Below are 15,014 nucleotides of genomic sequence, written 5' to 3'. Positions count from 1 at the left end.
CGCCGCCGATATTGAGGAACGCTTACGCCGGGCCCGACAATTGGCGCGATCAGCCGCGCCAGCGGATGTCGCCGGCGAGCCGCGCATGGATGTCGGCACCGATCGGCACGACCAGCACCCGCGCCATATCGACCGGACCGGGAAAGGACAGCGCGCCGCGCGCGACCGGCTCGAAGCCGAGCGGCTGGTAATAGGCGGCGTCGCCGACGAGGATCACGGCTTCCGAACCCTTCCGCCGCGCGGCCTCCACGGCGATCCGCACCAGTTCGCGCCCGATTCCCCTGTTCTTGTGCGAGGGCCGAACGGCTAGAGGCCCGAGCAGATGAGCGGCGACAGGTCCGGCCGAGACAGGCGTCATCCGCACGGAACCGATCGTCTCGCCATCGTCGGCGCAGATGAAGGACAGGGAGCGATCATGCGGTCCCTGCTCGCGGATGCGGGCAGCGGCGCGCGCAAAGCGACCGGGGCCGAAGGCTTCCTCATTGATCAGATCGATGGCGGCGGCGTGGGAGGCATCTTCCGTCAGATAGACGAGGTCGTGCTTGTGCATGAACATGGGGAAACCCGATTGACGAACGAAACATGGGAAACGGCAGCGCGCGACCGCGCATGCCCGAAAGCATGGTCATCAGCGTCGTCGAGGGTTTCCTGCAAAAAGCATGTGCGCGTCTTTCGAGAAAAAGCTGGTGCGCCGATAGCAGAAAAAAAACGCTTCACCAAGGGAAAACGCATCGTTCACCGTGGCATGCCTGTCGGGGCGTTGCCGGTCTCCTATCTTGTGTGGCATCGAGGACACTGGAAACGACAACGAGGAAACCGATCCATGGGCATGCTGGTCGAGGGCATCTGGCACGACGTCTGGTACGACACCGCAGCGACCAAGGGGCATTTCAAGCGCTCCGAATCGCAGTTCCGCAACTGGGTGACGGTGGATGGACGTGCCGGCCCGACGGGAAGTGCCGGCTTCAAGGCCGAGGCAGGCCGATACCACCTCTACGTTTCGCTCGCCTGTCCCTGGGCCCATCGCACGTTGATCTTCCGTGCGCTGAAAGGTCTCGAGGATCTGATCTCGGTGTCCATCGTCGATTATCTCATGCTGTCCAAGGGCTGGGAGTTCAAGGACGGCCCCGGCGATACGCAGGATCACCTCTTCGGCGCTCAGGCGCTGTCCGAAATCTACGTCCGTGCCGACCCGACCTATTCCGGCCGCGTCACCGTCCCCGTCCTCTGGGACAAGACGCAGAACACACTGGTCTCCAACGAGTCCGCCGATATCATCCGCATGCTGAACACCGCCTTCGATGGCCTGACCGGTTCGACGCTCGACTTTTACCCGGCCGATCTCCGCACGGAGATCGACACGCTCAACGCCCGCATCTACGACACCGTCAACAACGGCGTGTACAAGGCCGGCTTCGCGACCACGCAGGAGGCCTATGCAGAGAGCGTCACGCCGCTCTTCGAAACCCTGGACGATCTCGAAACACGGCTGTCGACCCGGCGCTACCTCACGGGTGACCGCGTGACCGAAGCCGACTGGCGCCTGTTCACGACACTGGTGCGGTTCGATCCGGTCTATGTCGGCCATTTCAAATGCAACATCCGCCGCATCGCCGACTATCCCAACCTGCAGGCCTATCTGAAGGACCTGTACCAGACGCCCGGCGTGGCCGATACGGTGGATCTGCACCACATCAAGCACCACTATTACGAGAGCCACAAGACCATCAACCCGACCGGTATCGTGCCCGAGGGTCCGCTGCTCGACCTCGACAGCCCGCACGGACGAGAGCGTCTGGCAATGTAACGCTCGCGCTCCGTCACATTGTGGCAAAAGCGTGCCACCACGGTTAGCTTTTCCCGGGATATGCGCTAGGTAGGACCCATGTTCAAACTCGCGCATATCTCCGACATCCATCTCGGCCCCCTTCCCAGCCTCTCCCTTCGCGAGCTTGCCTCGAAGCGCATCACCGGTTTCATCAATTGGCATCGCAACCGCCGCAGCCATATGGCGGGGGACACGCTGAACACGCTGATGGATGCGATCGACCGGATCGACCCGGACCACCTCGCCATCACCGGCGACATGGTCAATCTGGCGTCCTCGCGCGAGATCGAGACGGTGACGGCCTGGCTGCAGGATGCCGGCGAACCGGGCAACATCTCGGTTATCCCGGGCAATCACGACGCCTATGTGCCGGGCGCCTACGAGAAGGCGACGAAGGCATGGTATCCCTACATGCGCGGCGAAGATGCACCGGCCGTGTGGGACGAGGACTTCCACTGCTACCCCTACATGCGCGTTCGCGGCAATGTCGCGATCATCGGCTGCTCGACGGCCCTTGCCACGCCGCCCTTCGCCGCCAGCGGCTACTTCGGTCGCCGGCAGGCCCGCGAGACGGTCAATCTGTTGCGCGCCGCCGGAGAAGCCGGCCTCTTTCGCGTCGTCATGATCCACCACCCGCCGATCCGCGGCGCAACGCCCACCCACAAGCGCATGATCGGCATCCGCCGCTTCGGTGCGACCATCTCGGCGGGCGGCGCCGAACTCGTGCTGCACGGCCACACCCATCTCAACACCGTCTATTCGCTGCGCGGCCAGAAGATGCCCGTCCCCGTGGTCGGCATCGCCTCGGCGTCCCAGGGACCGGGTGGCTCCAAGCCGCCGGCCGGCTTCAACCTCTTCTCCATCTCGGGAAGCCCGGGCAACTGGAAACTCCTGCGCGAGCGCTTCGAGCTGAACGAGATCGGCCGGGGCGTCCATCTGGCGGAGACCACCCGCTTTCTCACCTGAGCCGGCCGAAACGGCGCCGAGAACGGCACCACCACATCGTGATCGGCAAAAAACCGTGATAGAACCGTGCCTCGGCTTGCGAAGCAGCAGCCGATGGTTTCATATCTCCGCGGTTCGACAAACGGGAGCCGATGGCTTGGCGCCGCCCATGGAGCGCCGACCGCCAACAGCCCGGACTAAACCGCCGCAGGTGAAAGCGATGCGCCCAGCTCAGGAATCGATCGACATCAGCCGAGATCTCGTCAGTCTGCTGCCGAGGTTGCGACGCTTTGCGCTGACCCTGACGCGCGACGGGCTGCAGGCCGACGACCTCGTGCAGACCGTGTGCGAGCGCGCGACGGGACGCCAGCCGGTCTGGAACGGCCACGGCCGGCTGGAAGATGCGCTCTACACGCTGGCGCGCACCCTGCGCGACGAGACCCTGGGCCGCAAGCGCATGGCCGCCGATCTGCAGGGCGGGCAGGAGCCGTCCGGGGAAACGGGCTATGCCGGCGCCGTGCAGCAGATGATCATTTCGATGCCCGAAGGGCTCGCCAGCGCCTTCCTTCTCGTGGCCGTCGAACATAGAACCTATCGCGACGCCGGCCGGATCCTGGGCTTGGCGCCGGATGTCATCGCGACCAAGCTTGCGACCGCCCGGGCGCGGCTGGCGTCGATGGCCTCCGACATGACGGAAAGAAGGGCCTGACCTTGCAGAACACGAAAAGTCCCTCCATCGAGGCGCGGCTGTCGGCCTATCTCGATGGCGAAGTGGACGAGACCGAGCGCCGGGCGATCGACCAGCTTCTGGCAACGGATGCCGAGGCCCGTCGCCTGCTCGAGCACCTGAAACAGGGCAGCGCCTTCGGCGCTTCCGGTTTCGAAGCCTTCCTGCACGATCCCGTTCCCCTCTCGCTCGCCCGCCGCATCCGCCAGGGCACCGACATCAACCCGAAACTGGACCGCGTGGTCGGCGCACCGCGGAAACAGCGGCGCAAGCTCTGGCGCGGGGCGCTGGCCGCCTCCTGTGGCATGCTCCTCATCGGCGGCTCCACCGGCTATCTCATCGGCCGCACCATCGACGACAACACGCCGCCGACGCCGGTCGTCAAGGCCCGCACCTGGCTCGACGACGTGACGGATGCGCATCGGGTCTATTCACGCCAGCCACGCCACCTGGTCGAGGTCACGGCCGAGAACGACGAGGAAATCCGCAACTGGCTGACCGCCAGCACCGGCGTCTCCTTCGCCATTCCGGATCTGGCGCAGAGCAAGCTCACCTTCCAGGGCGCTCGCCTGCTGGTCGCCGCCGGCAAGCCGACGGCTCAGCTGCTCTTCAAGGACGAGGATGGCGAGGTCTACGCCATCTGTTTCCAGCGCTCGCCCACCACGGACGATAGCGGCCGTATGACGGAGAGCATGCGCGACGATCTCGCGCTCATCGCCTGGAACGAGCCGGGCGCCACCTATGTCGTCGTCGGCCCTTCCGCCACCGCCAACTTCAAGGATCTCGCCGACGCGATCGCGGACGTGATGTAGCCCGAAAAAAGAAATCCCCGGACGTGTCCGTCCAGGGATCATGGTGTCACAGGATCAAGAGCAGGCGATCAGGCCACCGGCTCCTCGATCACCCGGTTGGCAGCCGACACGATCGCTTCCAGAGACGCCGTCACGATGTTGGTGTTGATGCCGGCCCCGAAGAGCTTGCCGCCATTGTGCTCGACCTCGACATAGGCGATGGCCGCCGCGTTGGAGCCCTGCTGCAGCGAATGCTCGGAATAGTCGGCAACCGAGATATCGACGCCGAGATAGAGCGACAGCGCGTTGATAAAGCCGTCGATCGGTCCCGTACCCCGCCCCTCGATCATCTTCGTCTCGCCGCGATCGGTGATCTCCGCCTGCACGATGCGCGCGCCGCGATGCTCGCCGAGCGGCAGCGTCGTGTGATCGACATAGCGGATGCGGGCGCCAGGCTGCTCGATATAGCGCTCCAGGAACCGCGCATGGATCGCTTTAGACGGCAGTTCCTTGCCCTGCTCGTCGGTGATCCGCTGGATGTCCTCCCGGAACTCCACCTGCAGCGCCCGCGGCAGGTTGATGCCGTAATCCTCCTGCAGGATATAGGCGATGCCGCCCTTGCCCGACTGGGAGTTGATGCGGATGATCGCCTCGTAGGACCGCCCGACGTCACGCGGATCGATCGGCAGATAGGGCACTTCCCATTGCGGCTTGTTGGCGGTCTTGATCGCCTTCATACCCTTGTTGATGGCATCCTGATGCGAGCCGGAGAAGGCCGTGTAGACCAGTTCGCCGACATAGGGGTGTCGCTCGGTGATCGCCATCTGGTTGGAATACTCGTAGACGTCCTTGATCCGCTCGATGTCGGAGCAATCGATCTGCGGATCCACACCCTGCGTGAACATGTTCAGCGCCAGCGTCACGATATCGACGTTGCCCGTCCGCTCGCCATTGCCGAACAGCGTCCCCTCGACGCGGTCGGCACCGGCCATCAGGCCGAGTTCCGCAGCGGCGATGCCGGTGCCCCGGTCGTTATGCGGGTGCAGCGAAATGATGATGTTTTCGCGGTTGTCGAGGTTGCGGCACATCCACTCGATCTGGTCGGCATAGATGTTCGGCGTGGACATCTCGACCGTCGAGGGCAGGTTCAGAATCAGCTTGTTCTCGGCTGTCGGCTTGATGATCTCGGCCACGGCATTGCAGATCTCCAGCGAGACCTCCAGCTCCGTTCCGGTAAAGCTCTCCGGCGAATATTCGAACCGGAAGTCGCCGCCGGCCTTCGCCGCCATGTCGGCGATCATCTTTGCCGCATCCGTGGCGATCTGCTTGATGCCCTGAACGTCCTTGGCAAACACCACCCGGCGCTGCAACTCGCTCGTCGAATTATAGAAATGCACGATCGGCTTGTTGGCGCCCTGCAGCGCCTCGAACGTCCGCGTGATCAGCTCCGGCCGGCACTGCACCAGCACCTGCAGCGACAGGTCGGCCGGGATCTTGCCTTCCTCGATGCACCAGCGCGCGAAATCGAAATCCGTCTGCGAGGCCGAGGGGAAACCGATCTCGATTTCCTTGAAGCCCATATCGACCAGCAGCTGGAACATCCGCGCCTTGCGGTCGTGGCCCATCGGATCGACGAGCGACTGGTTGCCATCGCGCAGATCGACGGAACACCAGATCGGCGGGCTGGAAATCGTCTTCGACGGCCATGTGCGGTCGGTGATCGGCACCTGCGGATAAGGCTGATATTTGGACGCGGCCGAGGGCATGCCCTGTTTGACGGTATGGGACTTCAGGATCATTTCGGTTCTCTTCGACTTCACAGCGTCCGGCATCGCATCGATTCGGAGCATGGATCGCTGTCACGGTGAAACGTCGCGCGGGATGCCTTAACCGATCGGAGGCCGGTTGACGATGGCAAATGCCTGGCCAGGTGTTGGAAAAGGCTGCGGAGACGTCGGATTTTAGCGGAGGCTAAGGAGCTGTGCCGGTGGGCTTGTCGGCCACCGGGCGCTCCTTAAAGAACCCGGCAACCGCGCGTAAGGCCGAGAAGAAGAAGCGAGGTGAACGCGCGCGAGCGATCACGAACGACGGTGCGTCCGCGGGAAAACTGCTCGATGATCTTGGCGCTGTTCTTCGACATGACGGGCTCTATAGCCGGAGCACCGAAAAAGGGCAAGGGCGGATGAAGAAAAAGGCACTTGCTCATGTCCAAGGCATCGTCTGATGCCGGAACGCGATGCTTGCTAGGTCGCCCACAGGGGTTCGAAATTGCATATTCCGAATTTGCAGCTACACTGGCCACATGACCACGATCCCGATCCGAGACGCCAAGAACCGCCTGACCGAACTGGCCCGCCGCGTGGAAGACGGCGAGCGCTTTACCGTGACCCGCAACGGCAAGCCGGTGATGGAACTGGTGCCCGCGAAACAGCCTGTCGGGATCGATTGGGAAGGGCTGGAAGCCTATAAGCGCGAAAAGGGGATTACCCATTTCTTTGGCGACATTCCGGCGGATTTCGATGATCCGCTACCGGAAGACTTTCTGATCACGCCACTTCCGCTTCCGACCAAGAGTTGATGTCCCGTCTCCTGGACACGCACATCTTCATCGCCTTGCTCGAAGGCCGCTTCGAGCAGCTGCCGCCAGCTGTCCGGCAGGAGGTCAGGGCCGAGAGTGGTGCACTCTATCTCAGCGTGGCAAGTCTTTGGGAGATCGCGATCAAATCGAGGATCGGCAAGCTTCCGCTCCGGACTCCGTTGGACAATCTTCCGGACGCTGCAAGGGAAGCCGGAATAACCATTCTCCCGATCAACGAACATCACGCGCTCCACACCATCACGCCGGAGCCATCGACGCGCGATCCGTTCGATAGGCTGTTGCTCGCCCAATGCGCCATCGAGAAGATGCGGCTCGTGACCCTAGACCGGGCTCTGGCCGACCATCCGCTATCGGCAACCGCGGTTCCCTAACGAAAAACCCCGCCAGCGAGCGGCGGGGTCTAGAAATCCGTTACGGCAAAACGGCTCAGATATCGGCGACGTTCGTCACGATCCGCGAGACCAGACCGTAAGTCTTGGCGTCTTCGGCGGACAGCCAGTAGTCGCGGTCCGTGTCCTTGGCGATCTTTTCGATCGGCTGGCCGGTTGCTTCCGAGAAGATCCGGTTCAGTCGCTCGTTCATCTTGATGATCTCGCGTGCCTGGATCTCGATGTCGGATGCCATGCCGCGCGTGCCGCCCGAGGGTTGGTGCAGCAGGAAGCGCGTGTTGGGCAGGCAAAGACGCTGCTCCTTGGGCACGGACACATAGATCAGGGCGCCGGCGGAGGCGACCCAGCCCGTGCCGATGATCCAGACCTTCGGCTTCACGAACTTGATCATGTCGTGAATGCTGTCGCCGGATTCGACATGGCCGCCGGGCGAATTGACGAAGATGCGGATATCCTCATCACTGGCGGACGACAGCGCCACGAGCTGCGAGCAGACCTTCTGCGCCAGTTCCTGGTTGATCGGGCCGTAGATGAAAATCGAGCGCGACTTGAAAAGGTTCGCCTCCGTTTCCTTGCCCAGGGGCAGTTCCGTCTTCTTGTCGTCCTCGTCTTCGTTCATCCGCTGTCTCCCGCGAAATTTCAGGTGTCTACCCGCTCAGATAAGGCGACTCGACCGCGATGACAATGCAACAAACACAAGAGCCGGGGCAACATGCCCCTGGCCCGGCCAAAGCCCGACCGGTCGGGATGGTTAAGAGCCGGCCTTTCGGCCCTTGCTGGGGCATTTGCCGTATGGACACCGCGCGAAGGCGGATTAGGATGGGCAGGGCAACGATGACGGCGGCGAGCCTCCCAAGCACATCCCATGCGCCGCCATGAACTGAGGGGACCATCATGACACGTCGCTTTCTCGCCGCCGCCACTGCGGCATTCGCGCTTTCGGCCGCTCCGGCCTTCGCCCATCTCGACCCGGCCGAGCACGGCTCGATGATGGCAGGCATCACCCATCCGCTGTCGGGGCTCGATCATGTTCTGGTGATGGTCGCCGTCGGTCTCTGGGCAGCACAGATGGGTGGCCGCGCGCTCCTCGCCGTGCCCACCGCCTTTGTCGTGACGATGGCGCTCGGCTTCGCACTGGCGCTTTCCGGCCTGCACCTGCCCTTCGTCGAGCCCGCCATCCTCGCCTCCATCGTCGCTCTGGGCCTGCTGGTCGCCATGGCGGTGCGCATGCCTGCCGCCGCCGGCGCGGGCGTCGTCGGCATCTTTGCCCTCTTCCACGGCTATGCCCATGGCGGCGAACTGGGCGCGGCGACCGCCCTGCCCTTCGGCCTCGGCTTCGCGATATCCACGGCGGCCCTGCATGCCGCCGGTATCGGCCTTGGCCTCCTGATCGGCCGTATGGCCAGTGCCGGCCTCGTGTCCCGCTTTCTCGGTGCGGCGACGGCTGTCGCCGGTGCCGCGCTCTTCGTTGCCGGCTGACCGGATCACCCGCGTCCGAGCGACCGAAAATCTTTTGCACCCTGCCCGAATCCGGCCCTGAAAAGCCGGATTTGCTCGGTGTAATCGGCGACATGGCACATCTGCCAGCGTGGACCGGGCGGTGCATCGCCGCGAGACCGGTCCATGAGAAACCGACGAGCGGCAGCATCATTTCCAGATGATCGCACGCTTGGGAGACGACCATGTCACCGGAAGAACAATCCCTTCTCAGCGGCCTTTTCGAACGGGTCCGCACCGCATCCTCGACACCGCGCGACCGCGAGGCGGAGACCCTGATCGATCAGGCCGTCCGCAGCCAGCCCTCCGCACCGTATTACCTCGCCCAGGCCGTCATCGTTCAGGAAAAGGGTCTGGAAGCCGCAGCCCAGCGGATCGAAGCCCTGGAAGCGCAGCTTCGCCGCAGCGAGGACCGTATCCACGCGCTGGAGACCGAACGCGACGCCGAACCGCGCGAGAGCCATTCCGGCGGTTTTCTCGGCTCGCTCTTCGGATCGTCTGACAAGCCGCAACAGAGGCCCGATGCCCCTCGGGGCGGACAATCCTACCCTGCCGACGGTTCCTCGGCCGGCGGCCCCTGGGGCGGAGCGCCCCGTACGGCCTACCCGGCGGCCCAACAGACCTTTCCGCCACAGCAGCAGCCCGCGAGCGGACCATGGGATCGTCCGCCGCAGCCCATGTCGGCGGGCGGCGGCTTTCTACGAGGCGCGATGGGCACGGCGGCGGGCGTTGCCGGCGGCATGCTGCTCGCCAACTCGCTCAGCGGCATCTTCGGCAACCATATGTCCTCGCTCGGCCTCGGCGGCGCGACCGAGACTGCGGTACCGATCGAGGAAACCACGATCAACAACTATTACGGCGACGATGCCGTCACCCGGGCCTCGGACCCGACACCGGCGGACGATGTGCCGGATGCCCCTGCCGGCGACAATGGCTGGCAACAGGCCGATCTCGACACATCGCCCAACGACGATTTCGACACGGACTTCGGCTCCGACGACACGATGGACGTGTAGGCGAACCGCTCAGCCCCGACCGCGATAGGGCTGAACACCCTGGTCGGGCAACCAGACGCCTTCGGGCGGGTTGCCCGTCTGCCAGAACACATCGATCGGAATGCCGCCGCGCGGATACCAGTAGGCGCCGATCCGCAGCCATTTCGGCGAGAGCAGATCGACGAGACGCTTGGCGATATCGAGCGTGCAATCCTCGTGAAACGCCCCGTGATTGCGGAACGCATGCAGGAAGAGCTTCAGCGACTTCGATTCGACCAGCCAGCCGTCCGGCACGTAGTCGATGACGATATGGGCGAAATCCGGCTGCCCCGTCATCGGGCAGAGCGAGGTGAACTCGGGCGCCGTGAAGCGCACGACGAAATCGGTGCCGGCATGGTTGCTCGGCACGCGCTCCAGCACGGCATCGTCGGGGTTGGCCGCACCGGCAACGGCCTGTCCCAGCATGGACAGTCCGGATACATCGGTCTTGCTCATGTGTCTCTTCCTTCCTGGTCTCGTACTTCCTCGCCGGAACCGGGCACGACCCGGCTGGGCGTCACCTTCACGCGAATGCCGTGGGCTTTCTCGCTCTCCGGCTCGATGTGAATGGCGATCTTGGCAGCGCCGTTGACGGCGCGGATGGCATCCTCGATGCGGTCGCAAATATCGTGGGCGGCACCCACCGTCATGTCCGCCGGCACCACCATGTGGAAATCGACGAAGATGACCGAGGCCGCCTGCCGGGTCTTCAGGTCGTGCACGCCAAGCGAGCCCGCCGCATTGCCGGCGATGGCGGCGCGGATCTCCGCATCTTCCGCGGTCTCCACCGCCCGGTCCATCAAGCCGCTGATCGAGCCGGCGATGACCTTCCAGCCCTGAAACAGGATATTGCCCGCGACGATGACGGCGAGAAGCGGATCGAGGATCGTATAGCCGGTGGCGATCGCCAGCAGCAGGCCGACCAGCACGCCGCCCGAGGTCACGACATCCGACATGATGTGGTGCCCGTCGGCCGACAGCGCCGGCGAGCGGAACGCCTTCCCGGCCCGCAGCAGGATGGTCGCCCAGATCGCGTTGACGACACCGGCCGCGAAATTGATCGCAAGACCGACGGCCGGCGCCTCGATCGGCTGCGGCGACAGAACCGCCGGCACCGCCTCGTAGACGATCAGGAGGGCCGCGACGACGATCAGCACGCCCTCGATGACGGCCGAGAAATATTCGGCCTTGTGATGCCCGAACGGATGGTCGTCGTCGGCAGGCTTTGCCGCATAGCCGATGACCACGAAAGCCACGACGGCCGCAACCACATTGACGATCGATTCCAGGCCGTCGGACAGCAGGGCCACGGACCCCGTGAACCACCACGCCGCCATCTTCATGGCCAGCACGAGAAGCGACAGGGGAATGGTCCAGAAGGCGAGCCGCTGGGCGCGGTTGATGGTGCTTGTCGTCGTCATGGAACCAACCTCCGGCCGGCAACCCGTGCCGGCCTTTCATGCCGTTGACGCCCGACGCCGCGATGGTGGCGACGGCGGGACGGATCGTATTGCGGAATTCTCTGGAATGCCTGATGTGCGCGGTCGCCGCGCGTCCCGCCGATGGGAACGGTCGCGGCCCTCGATGTCTCTGCTCGAAACGGTATTGCCCGCACCCTTTCGCGGAAAAGGCACGGGCATGCAAGACCCTAAAACCGGCGGAGGCCGGTTATCCGACGGCCTGTCAGGCGGCCTTCACCTTCGCGCGCTTGGCAAGGTTCGCCACCACATTCTCGATCATGCGCATGCCGGCATCGCCGCCGAGCGTCATGATGGATTCCGGGTGGAACTGAACGGCGGCGATCGGCTCCTTCGTGTGCTCGATCCCCATGATCGTCCCGTCCTCGCTCTCGGCCGTGATCATGAAATCGCGCGGCAGGGTCGAGGGATCGGCGAAGATGGAGTGGTAGCGGCCCACGGTCACTTCCTTGCCGAGGCCGGAAAAGACGAGGCCCGGCTCCAGCACGCGGATACGCGACGGCTTGCCGTGCATGGGAACGGCGAGCTGCCGCAGATCGCCGCCATAGGCCTCGGCCAGCGCCTGCAGGCCAAGGCACACGCCGAAGATCGGCAGGTCGCGCGCCCGCGCCTTCTTGATCGTCGCCTTGCAGTCGAAATCCTTCGGCCGACCGGGGCCGGGCGACAGCACGACGAGATCGGGCTTCAACCGGTCCAGAAGCTCTTCCGCCACGGGCGAGCGCACCGTGTTCACGGTCGCGCCCGTCTGACGGAAATAATTGGCCAGCGTATGGACGAAGCTGTCCTCGTGATCGACCAGCAGGATATTGACGCCGGCGCCCACGGGCGCGACGTCACGGGCCTGCTTGCCCTTGGCGGCGGATTTCGCATCGCGGATGGCGGAGATCATGGCGGAGGCCTTCAGTTCGGTTTCGGCTTCTTCCTCGTGCGGATCGCTGTCGTTCAGCAGCGTCGCGCCGGCCCGCACCTCGGCAATGCCGTCCTTGATGCGGATGGTGCGCAGCGTCAGCCCGGTGTTCATGTCGCCATTGAACCCGACCATGCCGATCGCACCGCCATACCAGGCGCGCGGGCTCTTCTCGTGGCTTTCGATGAAGCGCATCGCCCAGAGCTTCGGCGCGCCGGTAACGGTCACGGCCCAAGCGTGGCTGAGGAAGCCGTCGAAGGCGTCCATATCGTCGCGCAGGCGCCCTTCGATATGGTCGACCGTATGGATCAGACGCGAATACATCTCGATCTGGCGGCGGCCGATCACCTTCACCGAACCGGGCACGCAGACGCGGCTCTTGTCATTGCGGTCGACGTCCGAGCACATGGTCAGCTCGGATTCGTCCTTCTTGGAATTCAAGAGCTTGAGGATCTGCTCGCTGTCGGCGATCGGATCGTCGCCCCGCTTGATCGTCCCGGAAATCGGGCAGGTTTCGATCCGCCGGCCCGAGACGCGCACGAACATTTCCGGCGAGGCGCCGACCAGATATTCCTGATGGCCGAGATTGATGAAGAAGGAATAGGGCGACGGATTGATCGCTTTCAGCCGGTTGGAAATTTCCGAGGGGCGGCTCTCGCAGCGCTCGTAGAACTTCTGCCCGGGCACCACCTCAAACAGGTCGCCGCGCCGGAAGCTTTCCTTGGCCTTGGTCACCAGCTCGGCATACTCGCCCGGCCGATGGTCGCCATGCGGCGGAATGCTATCCACGACGCGGAAGGGCTCCGCCGCGATGTCGCCGGCCTTGCCGAAGGTCGAGAGATCGCCCAGCGCGAAATCATAGCGGTCGATCCAGGCCTTGGCGGCGTAGTGGTCGACCACGAGAATCTCGTCGGGCAGAAACAGCACCATATCGCGCTGGTCGTCCGGGCGCTTCAGCTTGAAATCGATGGCATCGAACTGGAAGGCAAGGTCGTAGCCGAAGGCGCCGTAAAGGCCGAGGCTTGCATCTTCCGCCGAGAAGAACAGCGCCGTGACGGCCCGCAGGACCGTAAAGACGGTCGGCGTCTTCGAGCGCTCTTCCTCGGTGAAGACATGGTCCGGCATGTCGATCGTCAGGTCCAGCCGCCGGGCCGTCAGCGTGCCCAACGTAATGTCCTTCACACCTTTCAGGTGCCCGGCGATCACGGACAGCAGAACCTCGCCGCGCGCGTTATAGGCCTCGATCCAGAGCGAACGGCCGAAGGAGGAGATGCCGAGCGGCGGATCGACGATGGCGGTGTCCCAACGCGTATAGCGGCCTGGATATTCGTAGTTGGACGAGAACACCGCGCCGCGCCGCTCGTCGAGCTGATCGACATAGCTGGAAATCGCATCGGCATAGGACGCTTCGCGCCGGCGGCGCGTGACGGTAATTCCGCCCTGCGTCACATAGGATTCGGCATCGTCTTCAAGCTTCGTCGTCGACATTCGTTCGCTCCGTTCTGGCTCGGGAAACGAGCACGGCCAGAATGCAAAAAAGCCGCCTCGAAACTCCGGGCGGCTTATCGTAAAAATCCATCACGCAGGACTGATCGAGGCCGCTTTAGCGAGCCCACCACCAGACAGAGAGGATGCGTGCGTTGACCATGAAAAACTGTTAGCGCGGAGAGGGCCGTCTGGCAAGCGGCAAGCGCTGCAAAATCAGGCCTCGCGATCACGTCACCGTGGCGAAAGCGCGACACCCCGGCGCAAACCGCGCACGCCGCCCCTCGCCGTCGGCCATCGCGCACCTAAGTCTGGATGACCGGCCGAAGCGCCGCCGAAAATTGGATGGGTCCCTATGTGCCGACGTCTTCCGCTGCTTTTCCCCCTGATGGTCCTCCCGGCCGTTCTCGTTCTTGCAGGCGCTGGCCTGCCGCAGGCCGGCCCGGTGCCGGAAAGCAAGCCCGCAGCCGCCGAAACGCAGACCGCGCCGACGCCAGTGGGCGCCAAGGAGCCCGAGGCGACCAGCACCGACGGCCAGCCGGTCGAGCCCACGGCGGCGGAGGATGTTCCCAAGCCCGAGACGAAACCGCCATCGCCGGCCGCGGACGCCGTTCCGGCAAAGCCCGTGCCGGACAAGCCGGCAGAGCCCGATGCGGCCAAGCCCGAGACCCCGTCCGAGGCCCCGGCGCCCGGCGAGGCCGCCCCCGCCGACAAGCCGGCCGAGCCGAAGACCACGACGCCCGCGGCCGAACTCGTCATCACACCGGAAGAACCCGCCGCCTATGCCCAGTGCCTGACGGATCTGAAGGCGCTCGGCGCGACATTTTCGGAAAAGCCGCGCATCGACGATGGAAAGGGTTGCGGTATCGACAAGCCGATCTCCGTGACTGAAATCCTGCCCGGCATCAAGCTGGCGCCGGAGGCGACGCTGCGCTGCGAGGCCGCACTGGAACTCGCCCGCTGGACGAAGGAGGCCGTGCTGCCGGCTGCGCGCGTGGCCATGTCGGAGGATGGCGCGTTGAAATCCATCAACCAGGCCTCGAGCTATATCTGCCGTCTGCGCAACAACGCTTCCACCGGCAAGATCTCCGAGCACGCGCGCGGCAATGCCATCGACATCGCCTCCTTCACCTTCAAGAACGGCGAGACGATCGCGATCCAGCCGCGCGACGAGGACGGCACGCTCTCCGGCGCCTTCCAGCGTGCGGTCACGGCCACCGGTTGCCTCTACTTCGAAACGGTGCTGGACCCCGGCAGCGACGAGGCCCACGAGAACCACCTGCATTTCGACGTCCTGCAACGGCGCGGCAACTACCGCTACTGCCGATAGGCCC

16 protein-coding genes are annotated in these 15,014 nt (G+C 64.4%); 10 read left to right on the top strand and 6 right to left on the bottom strand.

Annotated elements, in window-relative coordinates; translation table 11 throughout:
• Positions 1–49: 49 nt before the first annotated feature.
• Positions 50–550, bottom strand: coding sequence for a GNAT family N-acetyltransferase (locus LRX75_RS21115; RefSeq protein WP_231816664.1), 501 nt, complete (start codon positions 548–550; stop codon positions 50–52).
• Positions 551–823: 273 nt separating this feature from the next.
• Between LRX75_RS21115 and LRX75_RS21110 the strand changes: the two genes are divergently transcribed.
• From LRX75_RS21110 to LRX75_RS21095, 4 genes are all read left to right on the top strand, one after another.
• A complete protein-coding gene (locus LRX75_RS21110; protein WP_231816618.1) occupies positions 824–1,807 on the top strand; it encodes a glutathione S-transferase family protein in 984 nt (327 codons plus the stop codon).
• Between the two features lie 78 nt (positions 1,808–1,885).
• Complete coding sequence (locus tag LRX75_RS21105) at positions 1,886–2,794, top strand: metallophosphoesterase family protein (protein WP_231816617.1); 909 nt, start codon at positions 1,886–1,888, stop codon at positions 2,792–2,794.
• Positions 2,795–2,993: 199 nt separating this feature from the next.
• On the top strand, positions 2,994–3,482 hold the full coding sequence (locus tag LRX75_RS21100) for an RNA polymerase sigma factor (RefSeq protein ID WP_231816616.1): 489 nt from the start codon (positions 2,994–2,996) through the stop codon (positions 3,480–3,482).
• A 2-nt stretch (positions 3,483–3,484) separates the two neighbouring features.
• The gene (locus LRX75_RS21095) at positions 3,485–4,312 is read left to right on the top strand and encodes an anti-sigma factor family protein (protein ID WP_231816615.1); all 828 of its coding nucleotides are present in this window, start codon (positions 3,485–3,487) and stop codon (positions 4,310–4,312) included.
• Between the two features lie 68 nt (positions 4,313–4,380).
• Here the strand turns inward: LRX75_RS21095 and leuA are convergent, their stop codons facing one another.
• On the bottom strand, positions 4,381–6,090 hold the full coding sequence (leuA, locus tag LRX75_RS21090) for a 2-isopropylmalate synthase (RefSeq protein ID WP_231816614.1): 1,710 nt from the start codon (positions 6,088–6,090) through the stop codon (positions 4,381–4,383).
• Between the two features lie 188 nt (positions 6,091–6,278).
• On the opposite strand from leuA, the gene LRX75_RS21085 reads away from it, so the two are divergent.
• The 3 genes from LRX75_RS21085 (at position 6,279) to LRX75_RS21075 (ending at position 7,261) form a co-directional block, all read left to right on the top strand.
• Positions 6,279–6,515, top strand: a complete 237-nt coding sequence (locus tag LRX75_RS21085; protein ID WP_231816613.1) for a hypothetical protein — start codon at positions 6,279–6,281, stop codon at positions 6,513–6,515.
• Positions 6,516–6,593: 78 nt separating this feature from the next.
• Positions 6,594–6,869 (top strand): type II toxin-antitoxin system Phd/YefM family antitoxin, encoded by a 276-nt coding sequence (locus LRX75_RS21080; protein ID WP_113150657.1) that lies wholly within the window; start codon positions 6,594–6,596, stop codon positions 6,867–6,869.
• On the top strand, positions 6,869–7,261 hold the full coding sequence (locus LRX75_RS21075) for a type II toxin-antitoxin system VapC family toxin (RefSeq protein ID WP_231816612.1): 393 nt from the start codon (positions 6,869–6,871) through the stop codon (positions 7,259–7,261). Before LRX75_RS21080 ends, LRX75_RS21075 begins: the two co-directional genes overlap by 1 nt.
• Before the next feature lie 55 nt (positions 7,262–7,316).
• Here the strand turns inward: LRX75_RS21075 and LRX75_RS21070 are convergent, their stop codons facing one another.
• Positions 7,317–7,898, bottom strand: coding sequence for an ATP-dependent Clp protease proteolytic subunit (locus tag LRX75_RS21070; protein WP_092984817.1), 582 nt, complete (start codon positions 7,896–7,898; stop codon positions 7,317–7,319).
• Between the two features lie 275 nt (positions 7,899–8,173).
• Here LRX75_RS21070 and LRX75_RS21065 point away from each other — a divergent pair, with 275 nt between their 5' ends.
• Positions 8,174–8,758 (top strand): HupE/UreJ family protein, encoded by a 585-nt coding sequence (locus LRX75_RS21065; RefSeq protein ID WP_231816611.1) that lies wholly within the window; start codon positions 8,174–8,176, stop codon positions 8,756–8,758.
• A gap of 203 nt (positions 8,759–8,961) precedes the next feature.
• Positions 8,962–9,792: a DUF2076 domain-containing protein gene (locus LRX75_RS21060; protein WP_231816610.1), complete on the top strand. Its 831-nt coding sequence runs from the start codon at positions 8,962–8,964 to the stop codon at positions 9,790–9,792.
• Between the two features lie 9 nt (positions 9,793–9,801).
• On the opposite strand, the gene queF is transcribed toward LRX75_RS21060, so the two are convergent.
• From queF to LRX75_RS21045, 3 genes are all read right to left on the bottom strand, one after another.
• Entirely contained in the window at positions 9,802–10,266 is a 465-nt protein-coding gene (gene queF / locus LRX75_RS21055; protein ID WP_231816609.1) for a preQ(1) synthase, read from the bottom strand.
• Entirely contained in the window at positions 10,263–11,231 is a 969-nt protein-coding gene (locus tag LRX75_RS21050) for a cation diffusion facilitator family transporter (protein ID WP_231816608.1), read from the bottom strand. The genes queF and LRX75_RS21050 overlap by 4 nt, the downstream gene beginning before the upstream one ends.
• A gap of 262 nt (positions 11,232–11,493) precedes the next feature.
• Complete coding sequence (locus tag LRX75_RS21045) at positions 11,494–13,683, bottom strand: anthranilate synthase (protein ID WP_231816607.1); 2,190 nt, start codon at positions 13,681–13,683, stop codon at positions 11,494–11,496.
• A gap of 352 nt (positions 13,684–14,035) precedes the next feature.
• Here LRX75_RS21045 and LRX75_RS21040 point away from each other — a divergent pair, with 352 nt between their 5' ends.
• The gene (locus LRX75_RS21040; protein ID WP_231816606.1) at positions 14,036–15,010 is read left to right on the top strand and encodes an extensin family protein; all 975 of its coding nucleotides are present in this window, start codon (positions 14,036–14,038) and stop codon (positions 15,008–15,010) included.
• Positions 15,011–15,014 lie beyond the last annotated feature (4 nt).

The organism is Rhizobium quercicola, from assembly GCF_021168455.1.
Taxonomy (GTDB): domain Bacteria; phylum Pseudomonadota; class Alphaproteobacteria; order Rhizobiales; family Rhizobiaceae; genus Ferranicluibacter; species Ferranicluibacter quercicola.
The sequence above is the reverse complement of the archived record's forward strand: the minus strand, read 5'-3'. Positions and strand labels throughout refer to the sequence as shown.